Source organism: Knoellia pratensis, from assembly GCF_042666395.1.
Taxonomy (GTDB): domain Bacteria; phylum Actinomycetota; class Actinomycetes; order Actinomycetales; family Dermatophilaceae; genus Knoellia; species Knoellia pratensis.
The window spans coordinates 307,257-330,124 of sequence record NZ_JBHTDJ010000002.1 but is presented as its reverse complement, the minus strand read 5'-3'; the positions used below and the strand labels follow the sequence as shown (position 1 = coordinate 330,124).

Annotated in this window: 25 protein-coding genes and 2 tRNA genes; 6 read left to right on the top strand and 21 right to left on the bottom strand. The window is 68.3% G+C overall.

Annotated elements, in window-relative coordinates; all coding sequences use genetic code 11:
- Positions 1 to 30: 30 nt before the first annotated feature.
- Entirely contained in the window at positions 31 to 774 is a 744-nt protein-coding gene (locus tag ACFQRE_RS08660) for an IclR family transcriptional regulator (protein ID WP_009778172.1), read from the top strand.
- A gap of 81 nt (positions 775 to 855) precedes the next feature.
- Here ACFQRE_RS08660 and ACFQRE_RS08655 read toward each other — a convergent pair.
- From ACFQRE_RS08655 to gltX, 4 genes are all read right to left on the bottom strand, one after another.
- Positions 856 to 928: transfer RNA gene (locus tag ACFQRE_RS08655), tRNA-Glu, on the bottom strand.
- Between the two features lie 97 nt (positions 929 to 1,025).
- A tRNA-Gln gene (locus ACFQRE_RS08650) sits at positions 1,026 to 1,100 on the bottom strand.
- Between the two features lie 61 nt (positions 1,101 to 1,161).
- Positions 1,162 to 1,953, bottom strand: coding sequence for an HAD family hydrolase (locus ACFQRE_RS08645; protein ID WP_380121155.1), 792 nt, complete (start codon positions 1,951 to 1,953; stop codon positions 1,162 to 1,164).
- Complete coding sequence (gltX, locus tag ACFQRE_RS08640; protein WP_380121153.1) at positions 1,950 to 3,482, bottom strand: glutamate--tRNA ligase; 1,533 nt, start codon at positions 3,480 to 3,482, stop codon at positions 1,950 to 1,952. Before gltX ends, ACFQRE_RS08645 begins: the two co-directional genes overlap by 4 nt.
- 76 nt (positions 3,483 to 3,558) lie before the next feature.
- Here gltX and ACFQRE_RS08635 point away from each other — a divergent pair, with 76 nt between their 5' ends.
- Entirely contained in the window at positions 3,559 to 3,786 is a 228-nt protein-coding gene (locus ACFQRE_RS08635; protein WP_380121150.1) for a dodecin, read from the top strand.
- 10 nt (positions 3,787 to 3,796) lie between these two features.
- Here the strand turns inward: ACFQRE_RS08635 and ACFQRE_RS08630 are convergent, their stop codons facing one another.
- The 5 genes from ACFQRE_RS08630 to ACFQRE_RS08610 form a co-directional block, all read right to left on the bottom strand.
- Positions 3,797 to 5,047: an RNA polymerase sigma factor gene (locus tag ACFQRE_RS08630; protein ID WP_380121148.1), complete on the bottom strand. Its 1,251-nt coding sequence runs from the start codon at positions 5,045 to 5,047 to the stop codon at positions 3,797 to 3,799.
- Between the two features lie 10 nt (positions 5,048 to 5,057).
- Positions 5,058 to 5,411, bottom strand: coding sequence for a YciI family protein (locus tag ACFQRE_RS08625; RefSeq protein WP_380121146.1), 354 nt, complete (start codon positions 5,409 to 5,411; stop codon positions 5,058 to 5,060).
- Between the two features lie 236 nt (positions 5,412 to 5,647).
- Positions 5,648 to 6,421 (bottom strand): fumarylacetoacetate hydrolase family protein, encoded by a 774-nt coding sequence (locus ACFQRE_RS08620; protein WP_380121143.1) that lies wholly within the window; start codon positions 6,419 to 6,421, stop codon positions 5,648 to 5,650.
- A gap of 9 nt (positions 6,422 to 6,430) precedes the next feature.
- Positions 6,431 to 6,895, bottom strand: a complete 465-nt coding sequence (locus tag ACFQRE_RS08615; RefSeq protein WP_380121141.1) for a group II truncated hemoglobin — start codon at positions 6,893 to 6,895, stop codon at positions 6,431 to 6,433.
- Positions 6,896 to 6,911: 16 nt separating this feature from the next.
- Positions 6,912 to 7,748, bottom strand: coding sequence for an SGNH/GDSL hydrolase family protein (locus ACFQRE_RS08610; protein WP_380121139.1), 837 nt, complete (start codon positions 7,746 to 7,748; stop codon positions 6,912 to 6,914).
- A gap of 117 nt (positions 7,749 to 7,865) precedes the next feature.
- Here ACFQRE_RS08610 and ACFQRE_RS08605 point away from each other — a divergent pair, with 117 nt between their 5' ends.
- Positions 7,866 to 8,768 (top strand): 3-methyladenine DNA glycosylase, encoded by a 903-nt coding sequence (locus tag ACFQRE_RS08605; protein ID WP_380121136.1) that lies wholly within the window; start codon positions 7,866 to 7,868, stop codon positions 8,766 to 8,768.
- Here ACFQRE_RS08605 and ACFQRE_RS08600 read toward each other — a convergent pair.
- From ACFQRE_RS08600 to cimA, 4 genes are all read right to left on the bottom strand, one after another.
- The gene (locus ACFQRE_RS08600) at positions 8,765 to 9,151 is read right to left on the bottom strand and encodes a nuclear transport factor 2 family protein (protein ID WP_380121134.1); all 387 of its coding nucleotides are present in this window, start codon (positions 9,149 to 9,151) and stop codon (positions 8,765 to 8,767) included. The genes ACFQRE_RS08605 and ACFQRE_RS08600 overlap by 4 nt on opposite strands.
- A gap of 42 nt (positions 9,152 to 9,193) precedes the next feature.
- Positions 9,194 to 9,649 carry an alternative ribosome rescue aminoacyl-tRNA hydrolase ArfB gene (gene arfB, locus ACFQRE_RS08595; protein ID WP_380121131.1) on the bottom strand — a complete coding sequence of 152 codons (456 nt, stop codon included), beginning with the start codon at positions 9,647 to 9,649 and terminating at the stop codon, positions 9,194 to 9,196.
- Positions 9,650 to 9,681: 32 nt separating this feature from the next.
- Positions 9,682 to 10,911 carry a hypothetical protein gene (locus ACFQRE_RS08590; protein ID WP_380121129.1) on the bottom strand — a complete coding sequence of 410 codons (1,230 nt, stop codon included), beginning with the start codon at positions 10,909 to 10,911 and terminating at the stop codon, positions 9,682 to 9,684.
- 131 nt (positions 10,912 to 11,042) lie between these two features.
- Entirely contained in the window at positions 11,043 to 12,656 is a 1,614-nt protein-coding gene (cimA, locus tag ACFQRE_RS08585; RefSeq protein ID WP_380121127.1) for a citramalate synthase, read from the bottom strand.
- A 366-nt stretch (positions 12,657 to 13,022) separates the two neighbouring features.
- Between cimA and ACFQRE_RS08580 the strand changes: the two genes are divergently transcribed.
- Positions 13,023 to 13,484 (top strand): YdeI/OmpD-associated family protein, encoded by a 462-nt coding sequence (locus ACFQRE_RS08580; RefSeq protein ID WP_380121125.1) that lies wholly within the window; start codon positions 13,023 to 13,025, stop codon positions 13,482 to 13,484.
- Between the two features lie 35 nt (positions 13,485 to 13,519).
- Here the strand turns inward: ACFQRE_RS08580 and ACFQRE_RS08575 are convergent, their stop codons facing one another.
- Positions 13,520 to 14,860, bottom strand: coding sequence for a DUF2786 domain-containing protein (locus ACFQRE_RS08575; RefSeq protein WP_380121123.1), 1,341 nt, complete (start codon positions 14,858 to 14,860; stop codon positions 13,520 to 13,522).
- A gap of 202 nt (positions 14,861 to 15,062) precedes the next feature.
- Here ACFQRE_RS08575 and ACFQRE_RS08570 point away from each other — a divergent pair, with 202 nt between their 5' ends.
- Both ACFQRE_RS08570 and ACFQRE_RS08565 read left to right on the top strand, forming a co-directional pair.
- A complete protein-coding gene (locus tag ACFQRE_RS08570) occupies positions 15,063 to 15,311 on the top strand; it encodes a hypothetical protein (protein ID WP_380121121.1) in 249 nt (82 codons plus the stop codon).
- Positions 15,298 to 15,879: a hypothetical protein gene (locus tag ACFQRE_RS08565; RefSeq protein WP_380121119.1), complete on the top strand. Its 582-nt coding sequence runs from the start codon at positions 15,298 to 15,300 to the stop codon at positions 15,877 to 15,879. Before ACFQRE_RS08570 ends, ACFQRE_RS08565 begins: the two co-directional genes overlap by 14 nt.
- 12 nt (positions 15,880 to 15,891) lie before the next feature.
- On the opposite strand, the gene ACFQRE_RS08560 is transcribed toward ACFQRE_RS08565, so the two are convergent.
- Genes ACFQRE_RS08560 through ACFQRE_RS08530 form a run of 7 tightly spaced genes read right to left on the bottom strand, consistent with a single transcriptional unit; the run spans position 15,892 to position 22,846 of the window.
- Positions 15,892 to 16,617: an SAM-dependent methyltransferase gene (locus ACFQRE_RS08560; protein WP_380121117.1), complete on the bottom strand. Its 726-nt coding sequence runs from the start codon at positions 16,615 to 16,617 to the stop codon at positions 15,892 to 15,894.
- 57 nt (positions 16,618 to 16,674) lie between these two features.
- The gene (locus tag ACFQRE_RS08555; RefSeq protein ID WP_380121115.1) at positions 16,675 to 17,784 is read right to left on the bottom strand and encodes an MBL fold metallo-hydrolase; all 1,110 of its coding nucleotides are present in this window, start codon (positions 17,782 to 17,784) and stop codon (positions 16,675 to 16,677) included.
- Between the two features lie 10 nt (positions 17,785 to 17,794).
- The gene (locus ACFQRE_RS08550) at positions 17,795 to 18,523 is read right to left on the bottom strand and encodes a gamma-glutamyl-gamma-aminobutyrate hydrolase family protein (RefSeq protein ID WP_380121113.1); all 729 of its coding nucleotides are present in this window, start codon (positions 18,521 to 18,523) and stop codon (positions 17,795 to 17,797) included.
- Between the two features lie 6 nt (positions 18,524 to 18,529).
- The gene (locus ACFQRE_RS08545) at positions 18,530 to 19,297 is read right to left on the bottom strand and encodes a 3-oxoacyl-ACP reductase (RefSeq protein WP_380121111.1); all 768 of its coding nucleotides are present in this window, start codon (positions 19,295 to 19,297) and stop codon (positions 18,530 to 18,532) included.
- Positions 19,298 to 19,336: 39 nt separating this feature from the next.
- A complete protein-coding gene (locus tag ACFQRE_RS08540) occupies positions 19,337 to 20,707 on the bottom strand; it encodes an aldehyde dehydrogenase family protein (RefSeq protein WP_380121108.1) in 1,371 nt (456 codons plus the stop codon).
- 8 nt (positions 20,708 to 20,715) lie between these two features.
- On the bottom strand, positions 20,716 to 22,101 hold the full coding sequence (locus ACFQRE_RS08535) for a glutamine synthetase family protein (protein WP_380121106.1): 1,386 nt from the start codon (positions 22,099 to 22,101) through the stop codon (positions 20,716 to 20,718).
- A gap of 16 nt (positions 22,102 to 22,117) precedes the next feature.
- On the bottom strand, positions 22,118 to 22,846 hold the full coding sequence (locus ACFQRE_RS08530) for a FadR/GntR family transcriptional regulator (protein ID WP_380121104.1): 729 nt from the start codon (positions 22,844 to 22,846) through the stop codon (positions 22,118 to 22,120).
- Between the last annotated feature and the right edge of the window lie 22 nt (positions 22,847 to 22,868).

The window sequence follows — 22,868 nt, the reverse complement described above, 5'->3', positions numbered from 1 at the left end:
TCTCACGGCTTGGGACGGCAGTATCAAGTCATGGACAACACCAGTGGGGTGGGCGTTCTCGACAAGGCAGCCATCGTCTTGAGCGCACTCGAAGCAGGCCCCTCGACCCTCGCCCAGCTCGTCACTGCCACCGGGCTCGCACGCCCGACGGCGCACCGTCTCGCGGTGGCCCTTGAGCACCACCGCCTCGTCGGTCGTGACATGCAGGGACGCTTCGTGCTCGGCCCGCGCCTCGGCGAACTCGCCGCTGCCGCCGGGGAGGACCGCCTCCTGGCGGCCGCCGGACCGGTGCTCGGCGCACTGCGGGACCACACCAACGAGAGCGCGCAGCTCTTCCGCCGCCAGGGCGAGCACCGCATCTGTGTCTCGGCCGCCGAGCGCCCCGTCGGGCTGCGCGACTCGATCCCGATCGGCGCCAGCCTGACCATGCTCGCCGGCTCGGCCGCACAGATCCTGCTCGCCTGGGAGGAGCCTGACCGGCTCCACCGCGGGCTGCAGGGTGCAGCCTTCAACGCGACGACCCTCTCCGGAGTGCGGCGACGCGGCTGGGCCCAGAGCGTCGGCGAGCGCGAGGCCGGAGTCGCATCGGTCTCGGCACCGGTCCGCTCCCCCTCCGGTCGCGTCATCGCCGCCGTGTCGATCTCCGGACCGATCGAGCGCCTCTCGCGTCAGCCCGGACGACTCCACGCAGCGACCGTGATCGCCGGCGCCAACAAGCTCACCGAGGTGCTCGCCCGCCACGCGAAGACTGCGGAGGAGCAGCACTCCGCCTGAGCGCGAGCCCTTCACCCGGCTTCGTGCCGCCCAGCAACGCGAAAGTCCCCGCCACCTGAAGGTGACGGGGACTTCGTGTTGTAGCCCCGACGGGATTCGAACCCGCGCTAACGCCGTGAGAGGGCGCCGTGCTAGGCCGCTACACAACGGGGCCCTAGCTGTTGCTGTCAGAGCAAGCTCCGGACAGCGGGTGAAAGAATACCGCAGAACGGAAATTCCTTCGAATTAGCCTATGCCACAAGGACATTGACTGGCTGGGGTACCAGGACTCGAACCTAGAATGACGGTACCAGAAACCGTAGTGTTGCCAATTACACCATACCCCAAGGGGGTATCACTGCCGCCTTGGCCCGAAGACCTCATGCGCCGGTGAACCGAGGAGTGATACTACCGGGCGGCTCCCCCCACTCCCAAATCGGTCGCACGCACGGGGACGACGTCGGCCTGAGAGAGCCGATCCGCGACCTCTGCGAGGCCGCGAATGATGGGTATGCCGTGTGCCGCCACGGCGGACCGGCCCTCCTTCGCGACGTGACCGTCGCGCACGAGCCAAGCGGCCGGCATACCGGCACCTGCCGCGCCCAGCGGGTCCGTGTGGAGCTCGTCGCCGACATAGAGAGTTGCCGCCGGATCCGTCCCGAGCCGACGGCAGGCCTCGTGGAAGGCTCTGGGGTCTGGCTTGCCGAAGCCGAGGGTGTCGCGGCTGCAGATGACGTCGAAGACCCCGTCGAGACCGGCAGCGCTCAGCTTGGTGGTCGTGTAGTCGCCCGACGAGTTCGTCAGCACGCCAACGGCAAGGCCCGCGTCACGCAACGTCGCCACGGTCGGACGGACGTCGGCAAAGCCGTCCAGGGCCTCGTGGAAAGCCGGTTCGTAGAGGGAGAAGAACGCTTCGGGAGAGACCTCTTCGCCCCCCTCGAGCCAGCGGCCGATCTCGGCCACCCGACGCTCACGCATCTCGTCGAACTCCAGCTCACCGCGGGTATAGGCCGCGAACCAACCTTCGGGGTCGTCACGAAAACGCACGCCGGCAACGGCAATGCGCTCGGGATCCGCCTTCGGCCAGAGCTGACCCGCAGCCACGGCACCCGCGATGTGCATCGCCGAGCGGGTGTCGTAGAGCGTGTCATCGGCGTCGAACAGGACACCGGCGACCTGCGACCAGTCCGGCTCCGTCACAGGGAGTCGCGCAGGGCCTGCAGGCGGGTGAGCGTCGAGGTCTTGCCGAGGATCTCCATGGACTCGAACAGCGGCGGGCTGATCCGGGCACCCGAGACGGCGGTGCGCAGCGGCCCGAAGGCGAACTTCGGCTTGATCCCGAGGCCCTCGACGATCGCGTCTCGCAGCGTTGCCTCGATGGCCGCTGCGTTCCACCCGCTGTCGGTCCCGAGGACCCCGGCGCCGTGGTCGTCGATGTCACCCAGGGCGGCCAGCGCTGCGTCGAGCACCTGGCCCGCGTCGTCCTTGAGCTGGCCACGGGCGTCTTCAGCGATCTCGAGGGCATCGTCGGCGACGAAGAACGGGCGCACGAGGACCGAGGCCTCGGAGAGGTGGGCGATGCGCGTCTGGATGAGCTCGGCCACCGCCTTGAGGCGACCCAGCTCACCGAGCGACGGGTTGCTCGAGATGACCTCGTCGCGCTCGAGGAACGGCAGCAGGCGCGACGTGAAGTCCCCCAGCCCGAGCTCGCGGATGTAGACACCGTTGAGCCAGTCGAGCTTCTTGAGGTCGAAGATCGGACCGACCGGGTTGACCTTCTTCCAGTCGAAGCCGTCGCTGAACTCGCGGAACGTGAAGACCTCGCGCTCGGTCCCGTCCTCCTCGAGGATCGGCGGATAGGCCAGCAGCGCCAGGAAGTTCACGAGCGCCTCGGGCAGGTAGCCCTCCTCGCGGAACCACGTGAGCCGCGCTGCCGGGTTCTTGCGCTTGGAGATCTTGGACTTGTCGGTGTTGCGCAGCAAAGGCATGTGCGCGAACTTCGGCGGCTCCAGTCCGAGCCACTGGTAGAGCAGGACGTGCTTGGGCGTCGAGCTGATCCACTCCTCACCACGCACGACGTGGGTGATGCCCATCTCGTGGTCGTCGACGACGACGGCGAGGTGATAGGTCGGAAAGCCGTCGGCCTTGAGGATCACCTGGTCATCGGGGCGCGGAGCCGAGACGGTGCCACGGATGAGGTCGTCGAAGGTGAGCGGCGGGTCCTCCGGGATGAGCATCCGGACGACCGGGTCCTTCTCGCTGAAGCCGGGCAGTTCGGCCCGCTCCTCGCGCGTCTTGCCGTAGCAGAGGCGGTCGTAGCCGGTCGGCTGCTTGGTCTTCTGCTGCACCTCGCGCATCTGCGTGAGCCGCTCCCCCGAGCAGTAGCAGTGGTAGGCGTGGCCGTCGGCGAGCAGCTGCTCGACGTAGGGCTTGTAGGTGTCGAGCCGCTCACTCTGGCGGTAGGGCGCGAACGGCCCTCCGACGTCGGGGCCCTCGTCCCAGGTCAGTCCGAGCCAGTGGAGGGTGTCGTAGACCTGTTGCTCACTGTCCGCCTGGAAGCGCGCACGGTCGGTGTCCTCGATGCGCAGGAGGAAGCGCCCACCCTGCTGTCGCGCGAACGCGAGGTTGAACAAGGACATGTAGGCCGTGCCGACGTGCGGGTCTCCCGTGGGTGACGGGGCGACGCGAAGTCGAGGGCTGCTGGCTGCGGGGGTGGGCTTTTCGCTCATGATCCCCCGATTCTAGGGTCTACGTTGAGGGCAGGACCGGGCGACCGGCGTCCGGCACGACGTCCGGAGGAACCTCATGGCCAATCATGTGTACGCCATCTCAGAGCTCGTCGGCAGCTCACCCGAGAGTGTCGAGGCCGCGGTGCAGAACGCGATCACCTCCGCCAGTTCCAGTGTCCGCAACCTCGACTGGTTCGAGGTGACCGAGATCCGCGGCCACCTCGGCGACGGCGGTCAGATCTCCGACTGGCAGGTCGGCATCAAGCTCGGCTTCCGCGTGGAGAAAGGGACCGTCGAGAAGTAGCGCGCGAGACCTACGGCTCGGGCAGGGTCTCGCGTCGCGAAGCCAGCCACGCACGCTCTGCCGGATTCTCTGTGGTCGCGATCGCGGCGGCATACGCGCGGGTTGCGTCGTCCGTTTGTCCCAGACGGCGCAACAGATCCGCTCTGGTTGCGTGCCATGGTGCGTATGCCGTGAGCTCCAGTCCGTCGACGATCGCCAGAGCCACCTGTGGCCCGTCGAGCTCAGCCACGGCGACGGCTCGGTTGAGCGCGACGATCGGGGAAGGGCGGACGTGCATGAGCTGGTCGTACAGCGCGGCCACCTGACTCCAGTCCGTGAGTGAGGGGTCGAGCGCGTCCGTGTGCACTGCTTGGATCGCGGCCTGGATCTGATAGGCGCCAGGAGCGTTGCGGCGCAGGCATTCTCGGACGAGAGCATGTCCCTCGTCGATGAGATCGGTGTCCCAGAGGGTGCGGTCCTGGTCGTCGAGGGTGACGAGGCGTCCGTCGGGGGCAATGCGCGCGGGACGGCGGGCCTGGCTGAGCAGCATGAGGGCGAGCAGACCGTCGACCTCAGGTGGTGACCCGATGCCGTCGGCGATCGACCGCACCGCCCGGGTGAGTCGGATCGCCTCGTCGGCGAGGTCCTGACGGTCGGCGTTGTCGGCCGTCGAGCTGAGGTAGCCCTCGTTGTAGACGAGGTAGAGGACAGCGAGGACCCCGTCGAGGCGCTCGGCGAGGTCGTGGTGCTCGGGGATGCGGTAGGGAATGCCGGCCCTGGCGATCTTGGTCTTGGCCCGGGTGATGCGCTGCGCCATCGTCGTCTCGGGGACGAGGAAGGCGTTGGCGATCTCAGCGACCGTGAGACCCCCCAGAAGGCGGAGCGTCAGGGCCACGCGGGAGGGCTCGGCGAGCGCAGGGTGGCAGCAGGTGAAGATGAGGCGGAGCCGGTCGTCGGAGATCGGACCGGTCGGCTCCGGGAGCATGTCGTCGGTGATCATGGCGGCCTCCGCATACTTCTCGTCGCGGACCTTCTCGCGGCGCAGGTGGTCCAGCGCCTTGCGGCTCGCCGTCGTCGTGAGCCACCCGGCGGGATTGGGTGGGACGCCGTCCCGGGGCCACCGCTCGAGCGCGATGACGATGGCTTCTCCGAGGGCGTCCTCGGCGAGCCCGATGTCGCCGTAGCGACGAATGAGCCCGGCAACCACGCGGCCGTACTCGGCGCGTACGACGTCAGCGACGGCGTTCGCACCGAGGGCGGCAGCGGGGTCGGGAGTGCTCACCTGGAAGCGATCACTGGGAAGCCGAGTCGAACGGACGGACCTCGACCGCAGCACCACAGGCAGCGGAACCCTCCTTGGCCCATTGGAGGGCCTCGTCGAGGTCCGCGACGTCGATGATCCAGAAGCCCCCGAGGAACTCCTTGGACTCCGAGAAGGGTCCGTCGGTGACAGTGGGAGTGTCGCCCGTGGCGTCCACCGTCGTTGCCGTCGTGATCGGCTCAAGTCCGCCGGCGAAGACCCACTTCCCGGCCTCCTGCACCTTGTCGTTGAAGCGCCCCACCGTCGCGAACATCTCCTGCATCACGTCATCCGCAGGCACCGCGTCGTCGACATTGCCAACAACGGAAAGCATGTATTGCGTCATGGTGGTTCTCCTCTGGTGAGCGACCGGCCGCCGTCAGTGGCGTCCTGCGATGTCGTTCATCCTCTCCACGAACGGGACTTCGTGGATACGACACCTCCGACAAAGTTCTCTCAACTTTGTTCTCGGCGGTGCCAACGGACATGCAATGAGCCCGCTTCACTCGGTCTGAATGCGCCGCTGAACGTGGCATCGGCCGCAGGAAAAGAACACTGCATGTCCGTTGGCCCGGGGGCGCGCTACTCAGCGTCGACGAAGGGGTTGCTCAAGGTGCCGATCTGGTCGATCTCGATGTCGACGCGCTGCCCCGCCACGACCTGACCCACGCCGGCCGGGGTGCCCGTGAGGATGACGTCGCCCGGCAGCAGGGTGAACGCCTGCGAGGCGTGCGCGATGAGCTGCGCCACACCGTGGACCATGTCGGAGGTCGGGCCGTCCTGGACGACGTCACCGTCGAGAGTCGTCCGGATCCGGCAGGCCGACGGGTCGAGGCTGGTCTCGATCCACGGCCCGAGCGGGCAGAACGTGTCGAGGCCCTTGGCTCGCGCCCACTGCCCGTCGCCACGCTGGAGGTCACGTGCGGTGACGTCGTTGGCAACGGTGTAGCCGAAGACGACCGAGAGCGCCTGGTCCACCGGCACGTCCTTGGCAAGGCGGCCGATGATGACGGCCAGCTCCCCCTCGTAGCTCACCTCCTGGGTGAAGCCGGGGATGACGACGGGGTCTCCCGGACCGACGACGGCGGTGTTGGGGATGAGGAACATGAGGGGCGTGGACGGCGCCTCGCCACCCATCTCCTTGGCGTGGTCGGCGTAGTTCCTGCCGATGCCGATGACCTTGCTGCGCGGGATGACCGGCGCGAGGAGCCGCACATCCGCGACGAGGTGGGTCGCGCCCGTCAGCTCGATCTTCGTGTAGAGCGGGTCCCCGGTGATCTCGGCGATCTTCTCGCCTGCTCCGTCGACCAAGCCATAGACGGGGTCTTCACCTGTCGTAAATCTCGCGATGCGCACGCGCTCACTCTAGGACCCGCGCTCGTCGAGGCACGACGAGTCCCAGGTCCACACCTCCAGGGGCATGCCTTCCGCAACGGTGTCCGGTCCGTGAGGGTGCTCGCTCATCCGGCGTATGCCGTCCGCGAAGTAGTCGTGCAACGTTGCAGCGAGTGCCGGGTCATGGTGGAGTCCGCAGTCTGCGAGCGCCCGGTCCCACGCCACGAGGGCCAGCTGGTCCATCTCCTCGTGGAGGCCCTCCCCCGAGTGCAGGCGCACCACGTCGGACTCGGTGCTCATTGAATCGGTGAAGGTCGGTGGCCCGCCCAACGCCTCGCCCAGGTAGGCGGCGAGGCGCTCGACGTGGTCCTCCCTGAAACCATGAGAGAAAGCATGCGAGACAACGGGATCCGCGAGAACCCTCTGGTGCCACGCGTCGGCGAGGCGCAGCATTCCCTCCGCGCCGCCTGCGGCCTCAAAGATCGATTCAGTCATGACTGTCCCGGGAACGTCACCCGAGGCGACCCGCAACGGTGTCGGCGAGGACGGCATACCCGGCGTCGTTGGCGTGGATGTCGCTCTTCGTGCACATCCAGGTCCACGCGCAGATCGTCGCGACGTTTGTCGGGATGGTCCCGTATGCCGTCGCAACAGGTGTCGTGTCAGCGGACTTGAACGCCGTGGCCACGTCGGCGACGTCTGCTCCGACGGTGGCGGCCGAGCGGGCGACTGCTCCGTTGAGGAGGGTCTGCAGGAAGCTCGAGAGGCCGGCCACCTGCTGGCCCGTCGGCCCGGTGAGCCACGCGGCGAGGAACGGGTTGTAGTAGTTGAGGACGACGATCTGGGTGTCCGGGCCAGTGGCTGCCCGCAGCTGACCGAGGGTTGCGGTGAGGTTGCGCTCGACCGTGCCGAGGGCAGCGAGGGCGCAGTTCACGTCGACGGTGGGGCGGGCGCAGGGGGTCACGTCGTTGGCGCCGATGTCGATCGTCACGAGGTCGACCTTGCCCTTGTGGGCCTTGAGGAACTCGACACCCTCAGCGAGCTGGCTGCCCGCGTCGTAGGTGCAGCGGTCGGTGCCCATGAGGGACGTGGTCGTCGCGCCGGAGCAGGAGATGTTGCGGAGCCTTGCCTTGGGTGCGGTGTCCTGCAAGGCATCCAGCACTCCCCCGACGTAGCCACCGGCCCGGTCATCGCCCACGCCCGGTTGATATCCCGCAGCGAGAGAGTCACCGAGGGCGAGGTACCAACTCGTCGCCCTTTCAGCCCCCTGACTCGGACCCGCGTAGGCCGCGGACGGGGCCACGAGGGCGATGAACGACGCAATCACAAGGGTGAGAATTCGACGCACGAGATCAGCTCCAGGTCAGTCACGGCCCACGGCTCTGCGGGCTCATCGGATCGTTGCACAGGGATCCGACACTCGGCGGGAGGTCGAGCGAAGTCGCTCACCTACGCTGGTCAGGTCATGAACGCTGCCATCCGCCCCTCAAAGATGCCCACGCTCATGGGTCTCGAGGCATGGTCTGCACTGGAGGCAGCGCACCAGGAACGGGTCGATGCGGCCACGGCAGACCACCGTTCGCGGCGGGGCCAGGGTGTGCCTCATCCGATCGAGGACTTCCTGTTCAGCTACTACTCCACGAAGCCGTCACAACTGCGGCGCTGGCACCCCGGGGCGGGCGTGCGCCTCGAGGGAGCGTCGGTGCTGGATCGAGCATCGTGGAAACACTACGGCGTGGTCGGTGACGCGGTTGAAGTCGATGTCGACGCCTTCGTCGCTGCGCGCGGTCGGGCTGTGGAGTTCATCGGCCGCCTGCTGGCAGCCACAGCGGCGCGACCTGCCCGGCTCGGGTGTTTCGGGCTCCACGAGTGGGCCATGGTCTACCGCGCTCATGAGGGGGACGTGCGCCACGAGCAGGTACCACTACGGCTGAGCCAGATCGAGACGGACGAGGTGGTCGAGCGGCACCAGATCACCTGCAGCCATTTCGATGCGTTCCGCTTCTTCACGCCAGAAGCGTTGTCGCGCAACGCGATCCAACCAACGCGTGAGTCGCAGGTGGAGTTGGAACAGCCTGGCTGTCTGCACGCGGGCATGGACGTCTACAAGTGGGCGACCAAGCTGACGCCGATCGTCCCCAGTGACCTGACGATGGATTGCTTCGATCTCGCGAAGGAGATCCGCCTGCTCGACATGCAGGCGTCGCCCTACGACCTTTCGGACTACGACGTCGAGCCGGTGAGGATCGAGACGGCAGCCGGCAAGGCGGCATACCTGGAGCGTCAGCGCGCGTTTGCGGAGCGCTCCAACGACCTGCGCCAACGCCTCCTCGACGTGGTGGAGAGCCTCCCCGCTCCTCTGGCCTAGGAGGGTCGGCGATCGAGCGGGACGGGCGTGACCTCGGCCCACACCTCGACGATCTCGACCAGCAGGCCAGCGCGGGCCGTCGCGAACGTCGCCACGAAGTGGGTCTCGTCGGACTGGCCCGTGGCGTCGCTGACCCGGGCTCGAAGGACGCCGCGCTCCCCTGCGTCCACGATGTCCTCGCGTTCGAAGCGCCAGCGTCCGGGATAGTCGCGGTTGACCGCGATGAAGGCGTCCTTGTCGAAGACCTCGCCCGTGGTGGCATAGCGGCACTCGAAGTCCTCAGCGAGAAGGGTCGCGAGGCCCTCCCAGTCCGCCGCGTCGATGCAGGCGGCAAAGGTGACCAGGAGGGCGCCCGCCGAGGGCTCCGTCGCGTCATGGCTCATGTCAGCAGCCTGCACCACAGTGCCGACAGCACGATCGTGAGGTCACTCGGGCGGAACGCGACCCCGACCGGACTTCACGTTGCCGCGCCGCTTCTTGGCGTCGAGGCGTCGACGTTGCGAGCCGCGGGTCGGTCGAGTGGGCCGACGGGACGGCGGCGCTGGCGCCAGGGCGTCACGCAACAGGTTCCCGAGGCGCTCCCGGGCTGCGGTGCGGTTGCGCAGCTGGGAGCGGTACTCGGACGCGGCGATCACGAGCTTCCCCTGCACGAGGCTCGATGCGAGGACCTCCAGGACGCGCTCGATCTGGGTCGGCGTCAGCGACGTCGAGGCGGCCGGGTCGAAGAGGAGCTCCACCCGGCTGTCCGTGGTGTTGACCCCCTGCCCGCCCGGGCCCGACGACCGACTGAACCGCTCCACGAGGTCGGCGGCGTCGATGACGAGACCACCCGGCATACCCGGTCCCGGCCGCACCACGAGGTCACTGCCGGGTCCGCCCATGCCACCATCGTGGCACGGGCGGACGCTGACGCTCAGCGGCTGTAGTAGCCGTAGTCCAAGGCGTAAAGGCCGCGCAACCCGGGGTACTCGGCCGTGGTCCACAGCTCGTCGAGGCCGCTCCAGTAGCTGAAGTCCTCGGTCCCGACCGGCAGGTGGTTGCCCCACCTCACGAGCGAACCCGACGACGGTGTGTAGCGGTAGACGTCGCCCCGGTCGCCATCGAATATCCGGCTTTCGCCGTCGCTCTGGCTCAGGTAGAGCCTGCCGTTGACGAAGACGCCACCTTGCAGGCTGTCGACACCAATCGTCCAGGCACCGTCGGCGCCCGCCACCCCGGAGGAGTCCTCGGCGACGAGCTTCGTGGTCTCGTTGAGGTCGTAGCGGATGGTGCGAGGCGAAGCCTGCGAGGTGTCACCCGGCGTGCGGTACTCCGTCGCGACGAGGGTGTCCGGCGACGTGGTGCGGTCCACCGCCACCGACGAGTACCGGAACGTGTCCTGGCCGGCGTAGCGGTGGACCTGCGGCACGACGTACTTGTAACCATAGGCGCCGTAGCCGGCAGCCGTCTTGCCGATGGACTCCTCGATGTTCGTGTTGGCCCGCCAGATCCGTCCCATGTCGAAGACCCGGATCCCGTCGGTGTCGGCTACGTAGAGATAGCGGCCATACCAGGCGAGGCCACCTGCGTGGGTGTTGGCGATGCGGAACGTCGGCGAGGTGGCTGTGCCGTCAGGCACCGCGAGGAGAACGTGACGGTACTTGGCGTTCGCCCGGTCGAGGACCGAGATCCGGGCTCCCTTGTTGATGCCGTCGTCGGGCTCTTCTGTGTCTTGGTCCTTGTCGTACCAGGACGCCACGAGGAGCTTGCGCCCATCCGGGGTGACACCCGTGCTGCCGTAGGCGTCGTAGGTGCTCGTCACTCCCTGTGCCCACCACTGGTTCGTGTTGTTGTCGTCGCTCTGCCAGCAGTATTTCGTCGTGACCTCGGGCAGGACCGACTTGCAGTCCTCTCCCGTCCGCCCCTCTCGGTTGGCATCGGCGGCGACGCCATCGATGGTGACGGTCGTGAGCGCGGCATCAAGGGCGTCGACGACGGCGCCATCCGAGCTCGATCGCTCCAAGGTGAACGTTCCCGGCGGTATCGGCTCCGCAGCATGCGCGACTGTGGCGCCAGTGACCCCGACGGCCACCGCCGTGATGGCGACGGCCAACGCTGCCCGAAGGCCTGTGCGGTATGTGCGGTGTGTGCGTGACGATGTCATCGATCTGAACCCTCCCCGAGATGCGCAGGGACCGAATGGCCCCCACCGAGCCTAGGCCGCTGCTCCGGAGACCGCACCCGGAGAGTCGGGACCGTCCCCGCCCGGTCGCCACCAAGCGATCCACCCAGTCGTCAGCGGGCCGGGACCCCCGCCCGGAGCAGCCCATAGGTGACGCTCTCGACGAGCGCCATCCAGCTCGCCTCGAGGATGTTGGGTGCAACCCCGATCGTCTCCCAGGTGGTCTCACCGTCACTGGTCTCGATGAGGACGCGCGTCACGGCGTCGGTGCCGTGGGCGGCGTCGAGGATGCGCACCCGGTAGTCGATGAGCTCGAGATGCTCCACCTCCGGGTATGCCGTGGCGAGTGCGAGCCGCAACGCGTGGTCGAGTGCGTTGACCGGACCGTTGCCCTCACCGGTGCGCAGGACACGTTTGCCGCCGGCGGTGAGCTTGACCGTCGCCTCCGAGAGCGCGTTGCCCTCCGCCTGCGAGTCGGTGATGACCCGCCACGACTCGATCTCGAAGAAGGCCGGAAGCGCCCCGGCGATCTCTCGTCGCAGCAGGAGCTCGAAGCTCGCGTCGGCGGCATCGAACGTGTAGCCACGCAGCTCGAGGTCCTTGACCCGGGCGAGCACCTTGGCCACGAGCGCGCTGTCCTGCGTGTCCGTGGGGTCGAGCTCGAGGCCGAGCTCCCGCGACTTGAGCTCGATCGACGCGCGCCCGGCCATGTCGGAGATGAGCATGCGCATGTCGTTGCCGACGGCCTTGGGGTCGAGGTGCTGATAGAGATCCGGGTCAACCTTGATCGCGCTCGCGTGCAGGCCAGCCTTGTGCGCGAACGCACTCGCCCCCGTGTAGGGCTGACGCGAGTAGGCCGGCACGTTGGTGATCTCACTGATGGCATGGCTGATCCGCGTCGACTCCTGGAGCAGGTGCGGGTCCATGACCTCGAGCCCCTCCTTGAGCTGGAGGTTGGCCACGACCGTGACGAGGTTGGCGTTGCCGGTCCGTTCGCCGTAGCCGTTGATCGTGCCCTGCACGTGGGTGACCCCGGCGTCGACGGCCGCCATCGAGTTCGCGACGGCGCAGCCGGTGTCGTTGTGGCAGTGGATCCCCAGGCGCGCAGCCCCAGTCGTCGGGTCGAGCCCGAGAGCAGCGACGACGTCCTTGACGACGTCCCAGACCTGCCCAGGGAGCATGCCGCCGTTGGTGTCGCACAGGGCCGCCACCTCCGCACCCGACTCGAGGGCCGCCTGCAGCGCCTCGATCGCGTAGGCGCGGTCCACGGCATACCCGTCGAAGAAGTGCTCCGCGTCCAGGAAGACGCGCCGCCCCTCCCCACGCAGGAACGACACCGTGTCGCGGATCATCTCGAGGTTCTCGGCGCCCGTGGTGCGCAGCGCGCGTTCGACGTGGCCGATGTGTGACTTCGCGACAAGGGTGACGACGGGCGCCTGGCTGTCGATGAGCGCGCGCACGAGTGGGTCCGTCGCGGCCTTGCCCCCGACTCGGCGAGTCGCCCCGAACGCCGCGAGCGTGGCGTTCTTGAGCGTGAGTTCGGTGGCGGCCCGGGCGAAGAACTCCGTGTCCTTGGGGTTCGCACCGGGCCAGCCACCTTCGATGAAGCCGACTCCGAGGTCGTCGAGGTGCGACGCAATCGCGAGCTTGTCCGCCACGGAGAGGTTGAGGCCCTCCTGCTGGGCACCATCACGCAAGGTGGTGTCGTAGACGTGCAAGTCGCTCATTCGTGTCGCCTCGATCTGGTCTCGTGCATGGGCTTCGCCAAAACGTGTGTCTCAAGTGTCGCTGTCGACGTGCGCTGCTGCTCGAGCGGCCGTGGGTGTGGCGGCCGAGCCTTCTGCCCGGCCGACTCAGGCTCACCGTCGTCGACCAAACAAAAAGACCCCCCAGGTGTGGGAGGTCTGCGCGACGAACGGTGAAGTTCGTCGCGCTAGTCGATAATGACGGTGGCGGTGGCCACGGACATGAGAGTCACGGGGAGAGACTGACATGGCCGGCCAGCATCCGGGAAGGCCTGTCCACATCGCGGTCAATCACGAATTCTTCGCGAGTATGCCGCCCGCTCGCCTGCGTCGCTACGCTCACCTTCCATGGGAGAGACGTTGCACCTGACCGCCATCCTCGAGCCGCGTGGCCCGGCCGGAGGGTTCGCCTTCACCGACGAGCAGGTTGCTGCGATGGGCGATGGCGCCAAGGTCTTCCCCGTCATCGTGACCATCAAGGGCAAGGCCATCCCGTTGCGCCTGGCCCGTATGGGCGACGAGAACCTCGTCGGTTTCAGCAAGGCGGCACGCGCCGAGGCGGGTGTGGAACTCGGTGATGAGGTGACCTTCGACATCGCCGCCGATCTCACGCCGCGCACCGTCGAGGTCCCCGACGACCTGGCCGCGGCGTTGGCGGCGGACCCGCCCGTCGAGAAGGCCTTCACCGCCATGGCCTACTCGCACCGCAAGGAGTTCGTCCGCTGGATCACCGAGGCCAAGCGCGAACGGACCCGGATTGATCGCGTGGCCAAGGCCGTCGACATGGTGCGCGCGGGCCAGACCCGCTGACCTGCTCACTCGCTGACCCGCCGAGCCCAGCACCCTCAGCGTCGGCCCTTGCCCACTCGTCCTCGGGACGCGGTTCCGTCGAGCGACGCCTGGTCGGCGGCCGCCCGGCCCACGTTCCACCCCTCCGCGTCGCGGACGGATCCGACCGAACTCTTCTTGACGACCGGGAACCACTCGCCCACGACCTCGTCGACTTCCTCCGCGCGGGCGGCGAGGAGCGGCACGAGCTCCTGTCCCCGCGAGCTGGCGGTGGCCCTGGCCGACTCGACCTCGGCATCCATCACCTCGCGCAGCCGCTCACCGATCCGATGGGCGTAGGCGGTGAGGAAGGACTGGCGGAAGGAACGGGTGCGGCTCCGGCCACGGTGGTCGGCGCGTTTGCCCTCTGCCATCAACCTCGCGTTGGCCTGCACGAGGAGCGAGGTGAAGAGCAGCTCGACGCTGTCGAGATCGGCCTCGAAACCCATGACCGTCCCGAACCCGAGCTCGCGGCTCCACACCATCCGACACCGGTTGGCGGTCGCCACCGCGTCGAGCAGCACGGCCTTGGGCCCGTCATAGGGGGTGTCGATGCCGATGCGCCGACCGTGCGGCCCGTCGTTGCTCCGACCTTCGCGACTCTCATCGGCGGCGAGCAGAGCCGCGTCGATGCTGTGTCGGGCCATGAGTGCCTGGGCGCCCGCGGTGAAGGTCTCGGCCTCGGCCTCGAACGTCGTCGACTCGGCCTTGGCAAGCAGCATCCGGACCCGGGCGAGGATCCGAGCGTCGGCCGGTGGCGCAGCCGCGTGCGATGCGTCCGATTCGCTGGACGCTCCCGGCTCGGGAGGTCGGACGGACCCGGGGAGTGGGGAGAGCCGCTCGATGGTCGGCAGGGTCCACAGCAGATGGAGGACCGTCAAGGTCTGGGAGAGCAGGGTCAGCCAGTCGACGCCACGGTCGCGGCGAGCGTCGAGCCAGGTCTGCGATCGCGCCCACCAGACTCCCCCGTCGAGCTCGTCGACCTGGGCCAGCCATCGATGGTCCACCGTCGAGGCGGCATAGCGTCCGAGCTCTTCACTCATGGCGTCGACGACGAGCGACTGTTCCTCGCCGCCCACGGTGCGAGCGGCGACCCGATGCACATCGGCCGGCTGCCACCCGCGCTCCCACGCCTGGGTCGTCGCAGCCGCAACGTTCTCGACGAGCGTGGACACCACTGACCGACGTCCGTGCGCATCACTGCACCGCTGCGCCAGCGAGACTGCCGCATCGTCGAAGGCCCGGCCACGCCGTGATGCGAGCGCAGAGAGAGCGAGCGCGATGAGTGCCTCGGTCGACCTGGCGCTCCCGTCCCCCCAGTCACTGCGCTGCTGCCGTGCCCGGCTGTCCTGACTCATCGGGCCTCCCCCGTCGTGGTGTGAGCGCCCAGCATGGCACCGAACCCCGACCGCTCTGTCCCCCCAGCCACCATCTGTGGACGACGAGGATCCCGGCGTCGGGGCTGTGGACAAGGAGCAACCGGCGGTCGGATCGCGCGCCTGCGCCGGCGGCGTCAACTCACGGTTGACATGATCGCCGATGTCAACCTACCGTTGACGCATGGCAACTCGACTCACTCTCCGTCCGAAGAAGCGCACTTCGCTCTCGACCGGCATGCTGCTCGTCCTCCTGGGATTCGTCTCGCTGACGTTGTCGCGAGGCCGTGACGGTTTCGACAGGGGTCTGTTCACCGGCGCCTGCGTCGCGTTCATGGTTCTCGGCGCCTACCTCCTGGGATCCGGGACGTTCCGCAAACCCACCGACGAGGGGTCGGGCGACGCCTGGCTGCCCAGTCGTGACGAACGCTGATCCCGGCCGCGAGGCCCCGGTGAGCGAGACGACCAAGGCGAGGCAGACGACGGAGGAGAGCGAGGGGCATACCCAACTGGTCGACGCGATCGGCTCCGCGATCCTCGACGGCGCCCCTGAGGACGACCCTCTGGGACTGGTCCGACGCGTCGCCGACGCCGAGGGCTCGGTGCGCCACCTGCTGCACCAGTCGGTCGGTGCGGCTCGCGCCTCCGGCCACAGTTGGGCCGCGATCGGAGCCGAGCTCGGCATGACCCGCCAGGCGGTCCAGCAACGGTTCGGCGACCGCAGCGACGACACGCTCACCCCGGAGCAGCGATGGCTGGGGCCGGTCACGGCATTCGACGAGATGGCCGAACTGGAGATCGCCGGTCGACTGGGCTGGCACACGGTCCGGGCCGGGATACTGCGCCACCTCGTGGTCCGCACCCCCACGCAGTGGGAGCACAAGCGTGTCGTCTGGACCGGGTCGCTCGCGCGTCACGAGAAGGACGGGTGGGTCTTGGGCTGCCGGGCTTTTCCTTGGGTCTATCTCGTGCGCGACACCGGTCGGCCCGCCGAGTCCTGAGCGATTCAGCACTCAGACGTACGTGGGCACGCCGAGCGTGAGGTAGGCGAAACCGAACGCGTTGCGATAGCCGTGCAGCCAACGCTTCCGGTGCTCGTCCGCACGGGCGCGCACCTCGGCGTCGTCGTGGTGGAGCAGCCACTCCTCGAGATCGGCGAGGTAGCCGGACTCGAAGGCAAACAGCTCGTCCTCGTTGGCGGTCTCGATCCACAGCGGCCGAAATCCCGCCTCGACGGCCAGGTCAGTGAGCGCGCCCACTGAGGGCAGAGCCACCACGTCATCCCACACGAGATCGGGTTGGGCCGGTCCTCGCACCTCCCACGTCCCCTCACCCAGGACCAGTCGACCGCCGGGTCGCACGAGCGGCTTGAGGGCAGCAAGCGCCTCGGCCGGCGTGTCACCGAAGGCGTGCGAGGAGCCGATGCAGATGACGATGTCCGCAGGTTCGGTCAGCTGGTCACCGGGAAGGTTCTCGAACGTCACCCGCGTCGACACGTCGAGCTCGCGAGCCCGCGCGCGTCCTCGGGCCAGGTGGCGCTCCTCGGTGTCGACGCCGAGAGCAGTCGCTCCGGCTGCGCGAGCGGCCACTCGGATCAACAGCTCACCCCAGCCGCACCCGACGTCGAGGACGGTGGAGGGTTCGGCCGCTGCCAATCGCCCTGCGAGGGCGTCGGCCCGCGCGTCGGACAGGGGGGCGTTGAAGGTCAGGTGCTCATAGAAACCCGGGGCGTCAGTCACCCGGCGAGTCAACCAGTGCTGCGCTCCGCGAGCGACCGGGTTTCACGACGAGCTGACTCAGGTGATCGAACGCCACCAGAAACTCAAGGCCTCAGGCAGGTCCGCCACGTCGATGCGCTCACCGGGGCGCGGCACGACGACCTTCGCTCCACGACGCTGCGCCTCGACGAGGACGCGCTCGATCGGCTCGCTCCACGGGTGGAACGCGAGATTGAACGTGCCCCAGTGCACCGGCACCATGACACCGGCCTTCACATCGAGGTGGGCCTCGACACCGTGCTCGGGTGTCATGTGGATCGTGGGCCATCCATCGTCATAGGCACCGACCTGCACGAGCGACACGTCGAAGGGGCCATAGCGCTCCCCGATCTGGGCGAACCCGACGAAGTAGCCCGTGTCACCCGAGTAGAAGACCTTGTGCGACTCCCCCTCAATGACCCACGAGGCCCAGAGGGTGCCGTCGCGCGACAGCCCGCGACCGGAGAAGTGCTGCGCCGGGGTGGCGACGAGTCGCACACCCTCGACCTTGGTGTCCTCGTGCCAGTCCAGCTCGTCGATGCGGTCGAGGGGGACGCCCCACTTCTCGAGGTGGGCGCCGACGCCGAGCGGGACGACGAAGCGGGTCTCGGGACGCAGGGCCGCGAGCTCCTTGATCGACTCCATGTCGAGATGGTCGTAGTGGTCGTGCGAGATGACGACGGCATCCACCGGCGGCAGGTCCTTGAGCGCGACCGGCACCTCGTGGAGCCGGCGCGGCCCGACCTGCTGCGACGGCGAGCAGCGATCGCTCCACACGGGGTCGAGCAGCACGACGGTGCCGTCGACCTGGACGAGCGCGGTCGAGTGCCCCAGCCACGTGACATGGGTGCCCTCCGCGAGGGGTCCCAGAGGTTCGCGCACGAGCGGCACGTCTCCGACCGGGTGTCGCTCCTGACGGCCGGCGATGAGTTCCTTGACGCTGCCAGCGATGGAGCGCGAGGACGGCTCGAATCGCAGCTGCTGGTTGTGGAACTTGCCGTTGGACCACTCGGGCGACTCCGCCATCCGGGCAGCGCGGGCGCCGGTGGCCCGTCCGCCCATGGCCTCGGGAATCGGACGTCCTGCGCGCACGAGCCACGCAGCGAGTCCGACACCACCTGCAGCGATCGCCAGTCCTGGGATTCTCACCCGTCCAGTGTCACCCACGCTGCTGGATGACGCTGCACGCCTGCACCAAAGCGTCGAAGAGCCGGGTGTCCGTCCCCGCCTCCGGGTGCCACTGGACGGCAAGACGGAATGGGTATGCCGTGTCCTCCATTGCTTCCAGCGTCCCGTCCTCGTGCCACGCGGCAGCCGCATAGCCGGGGTGGGTGCGCACCGCCTGGTGGTGGTAGGTCGGGACATCGAGGACCGCCGTGCCGAGGATCGAGGCAAGCCTCGTGCCATCGACCGGCGCCACGTGGTGCGAGGCATGGACACCCGGTGTCGGGCTGTGCGCGTCGTGGCCGACGCGGTCCGGGACGTGCTGCTCGAGGGTTCCGCCGGCCGCGACGGCCATGACCTGCATGCCGCGACAGATGCCGAGCAACGGCTGCCGAGTCTGCGCGGTGACCCGGGCCACCGCGAGCTCGAAGGTGTCCCGGTCCGGCCGAGGTGACTGGACGCGGGAGTCGGGCACGGCGGCATACCTGCTGGGTTCGACGTCGGCACCGCCGGCGATGATGACACCGTCGAGACGCGCGAGCAGGCCTGCCACGAGGGCGTCGTCGGCATCCAGGCGCGGCGGGAGGACCACCGCAATGGCGCCCGCTCGCTCGACGTGCTCGACGTAGGCGTGGGGCAGGACGGTGCTGTCCTGCCCCGCCCAATCACCTCGGGTTACCTGCTCGACATAGCTCGTGATGCCGATGACCGGCCGCTCTCCCACGACGCCTCAGAGGGGCGTGACATAGGCACCGGAGATGCCGCCGTCGACGAGGAACGTGTTGGCCGTGATGAAGCTCGACTCATCGGAGGCGAGGAAGAGGACCGCGTTGGCCATCTCCTCCGGCTCACCGAAGCGACCCATGGGGACGTGAACGAGACGGCGGGCGGCCCGCTCTTCGTCCTTGGCGAAGAGTTCGCGCAGCAACGGGGTGTTGACCGGGCCCGGGCACAGGGCGTTGACGCGCACTCCCTGGCGGGCGAACTCGACGCCGAGCTCGCGCGACATCGACAGGACGCCACCCTTGGACGCGCTGTAGGAGATCTGCGACGTCGCCGCGCCCATGACCGCGACGAAGGACGCCGTGTTGATGATCGAGCCCTTCCCTTGCTCGATCATGTAGGGCAGCGCCGCCTTGCAGCACAGATAGACCGAGGTCAGGTTGACCTCCTGCACCTTGCGCCAGGCGTCGAGGTCGGTGTTGAGGATCGAATCGTCCTCTGGCGGACTGATGCCAGCGTTGTTGAAGGCGATGTCGACGCTGCCCCAGGTGTTCTTGGCCGTGGCGAAGAGCGCGTCGACCTGGTCCTTGTCGGTGACGTCGCAGTGGACGTAGGTGCCGCCCACCTCCCCCGCGATGCGCTCGCCGTTGATGTCGTCGAGGTCTCCTATGACGACCTTGGCGCCCTCTTCGGCGAAGCGACGCACCGTCGCCAGGCCGATGCCCGAACATCCCCCCGTGACGACTGCGACCTTGCCTGCGAGCCGATCTCCCATGATGTGCTGGGTCCTTTCAGTGATGGAGCGGTCTAGTTCTTAAGTGGAAATGAAGATGTTCTTGACCTCGGTGAACGCGTCGAGCGCGTCGGGGCCGAGCTCGCGCCCGATGCCACTGGCCTTGTAGCCGCCGAACGGCGTCGAGTAGCGCACGCTGCTGTGGCTGTTGACCGAGAGGTTGCCTGCCTCGACGGCGCGTGAGACGCGGATCGCTCGACCCACGTCGCGCGTCCAGATGGAACCCGACAGCCCGTATGCCGTGTCGTTGGCGAGGCGGATCGCGTCGGCTTCGTCGTCGAACGGCAGAACGGCCACCACAGGGCCGAAGATCTCGTCGCGCCAGACCCGGTCGTTCGTGCTGCCCGGGAGGACGACCGTCGGTGGGTACCAGTAGCCGACACCCTCGGGTGCGGTGCCGCGGAAGGCGACGTCGACGGTCTCGTCGGAGTCCTCGATGAACCCGCGCACGGTGTCGCGCTGACCCGCGCTGATGAGCGGGCCCATCTGAGTTGCTTCGTCGTTCGGGTCGCCGACGCGCACGGCGCGCATGCCTGCCTCGAACCGCTCCATGAACGCGTCAAAGACGCTGCGCTGCACGAGGATTCGCGTCCTCGCGCAGCAGTCCTGTCCAGCGTTGTCGAGGAAGGACATCGGTGCGGCGGCGGCTGCGATGTCGAGGTCCGCGTCGTCGAAGACGATGTTGGCCGACTTGCCACCGAGCTCGAGCGTGACCCGCTTGAGCTGGTCGGCGGCCTTGCGCATGATGCCCTGCCCGACCGCCGTCGATCCCGTGAAGCAGACCTTGCGGACGTCGGGGTGGGTGACGAACCGCTCCCCCACGACCGAGCCCTTGCCGGGCAGCACGGTGAAGACGCCTTCGGGTACACCTGACTCGAGGGCGAGCTCGCCGAGACGCATTGCGGTCAGCGGGGTGAGCTCGGCCGGCTTGAGGACGACCGTGTTGCCGGCAGCGAGAGCGGGCCCGAAGCCCCAGCCCGCGATGGGCATGGGGAAGTTCCACGGCACGATGATCGACACGACCCCGAGGGGCTCCTTGAAGGTCAGGTCGATCCCGCCAGCGACGGGAATCTGTTGCCCGAAGAGGCGCTCCGGGGCTGCGGAGTAGTAGGCAAGGACATCGCGGACGTTGCCCGCCTCCCAGCGCGCGTTGCCGATGGTGTGGCCGGCGTTCTCGACCTCGAGGGCGGCCAGCTCGTCGAGGTGGTCGTCGACGACCTCACTGAAGCGGCGCAGCAGCCGGCCCCGGTCGGCGGGCGCCATGGCGCGCCAGGTCGGTCCGACCTCGACGGCGCGAGCCACGGCCTCGTCGGTCTCCTCGACCCCGACGAGGTCGATGGTGCGCACCGACTTTTCGGTCGCCGGGTTGATCACGTCATGCGTCGTGCTCATGCCTGCACTCACAGTCTCTCGAAGCCTCGGATGCGTTCCCAGTCGGTCACTGCGGCGTCGAACGCCTTGAGCTCGACGTCCGCAGCGTTGACGTAGTGGTCGACGACGTCGTCGCCGAAGACCTCACGCGCGATGGACGATGCGGCGAGCAAGTCACGCGCCTCGCGCAGCGTCGCCGGCACAGTCGGAACGTCGGAGTTGTAGGCGTTGCCCTCGAAGGCCGGCTCCAGCTCGAGCTCGTGCTCGATGCCGTAGAGGCCACCGGCGAGCATGGCGGCGACCGCGAGGTAGGGGTTGACGTCACCCCCGGGCACACGGTTCTCCATCCGCAACCCGGCGCCGTGTCCGACCACGCGAAGTGCGCAGGTCCGGTTGTCACGACCCCAGGCGATGGCCGTCGGCGCGAACGACCCTGGCGCAAAACGCTTGTAGGAGTTGATGTTCGGCGCATAGAAGTAGGTGAAGTCACTCATCGTCGCGAGGACTCCGGCGAGGAACTGGTCGTGCAGGATGCCCTGCCCACCCTCACGGTCCTTGTCCGCGAAGACGGCCTTGCCGTCGAGTCCGCGCAGCGACAGATGGATGTGGCACGAGTTGCCCTCGCGCTCGTCGTACTTCGCCATGAAGGTCAGCGACATGCCGTGCTTGGCCGCGAGCTCCTTGGCCGCCGTCTTGTAGATGACGTGGTTGTCGCACGTGCGGACGACCTCGTCGTAGAGGAAGCCGATCTCGTGCTGACCGTAGTTGCACTCACCCTTGGCCCCCTCGACAGTGACGCCCGCGGCATACATCTCGTTGCGGATCTCGCGCAAGAGCGGTTCGACGACGGTCCCGCCGGTGATCGAGTAGTCGACGTTGTAGCGGTTGGCTGCGGTGAGGCCGACGTAGCGCCGGTCCCAGGCGGAGTCGAAGGTGTCCTCGAAGACGATGAACTCGAGCTCGGTTCCGGCGATGGCCATCCAACCCTTCTCGGCGGCCCGCTCGACCTGTGTCTTGAGGATTCCACGGGGCGACTGCCGCACCGCCCCGGAGCCGTCGAGCCAGGAGAGGTCGCACTGGATCGTCACGGAGTGGGGCTGCCCCGGGGTGCGCCGCAGGGTGTCGAGGTCGAGGACGAACTCGAAGTCGCCGTAGCCCTTCTCCCACGAGGACATCGCGTAGCCGTCGACGGTGTTCATGTCGACGTCGACCGCGAGGAGGTAGTTGCACCCCTCCGCTCCCCCGTCGAGGACATGATCGAGGAAGTATGCCGCGTGCAACCGTTTGCCGGTCAGCCGGCCCTGCATGTCGGTGAAGGCGACGATGACTGTGTCGAACTCGCCGGTCTCGGCGCCGCTGCGCAGGTCGTCGAGGGTCAGCTGTTTGGGGCCGCCGGTGTGGATGGAACCGCTCATGCCTTGATCTCCTTCGTCATCCGATGAGTCCTCTGAGCAGGGCGGAGGTGGCGTCGCAGTGCTCCTCCATGGCAGCACGAGCTGTGTCGGCGTCGCCACCCAGGATGGCGGCGACGACGGCGTCGTGCTGCTCGCACGAGTGCGTGATGTTGCGTGGCAGCACGGGGATTGCGCCGAGCATCTCGCCCAGGGCCGCCTGCGCCCGGGTCACGGACTCGATGAGCATCGGCGAGGCCGAGAGCGTGGCGACCGCGAGGTGGAAGCGGCTGTCGGCGATCCGGTGGGCCCCCGAGTCCGGGGCGGCCCAGACGGCCGCAGCCGAGTCGACGAGCCACGAACGCTGGTCGCCGGCGAGGTTCTGCCGCGCCGCCAGCCAGGCACCACCGGGCTCGACGATCCGTCGGAAGTCGAGCGCGTCGGCGAGCGCCGCACCTCGCCGCACCGGCACCGGCCCCGAACCGGGCTCGGGCGTGACATAGGTGACGACCGTGCCACCGCCACGCCCCCGTCGCGTGGCGACCAGGCCACTCTCCCGCAGCGCTGCAATGGCGTCACGCAAGGTGTTGCGCGCGACCCCGAGCCGCTCGGCGAGGTCGCGTTCCGGAGGGAGCTGCTCACCGTCGACGAACACCCCCAACCGGATCGCCGTCGCCAGCTGCTCGACCGTCGTCTCGAAGACGTTGGCGGTCGCCGGACGGAGGACAGCTTCGGAGAGGCGCCCGACGTCGGGAACGTGTGCGGTCACCTGGCCCGCCGCACGGCATACC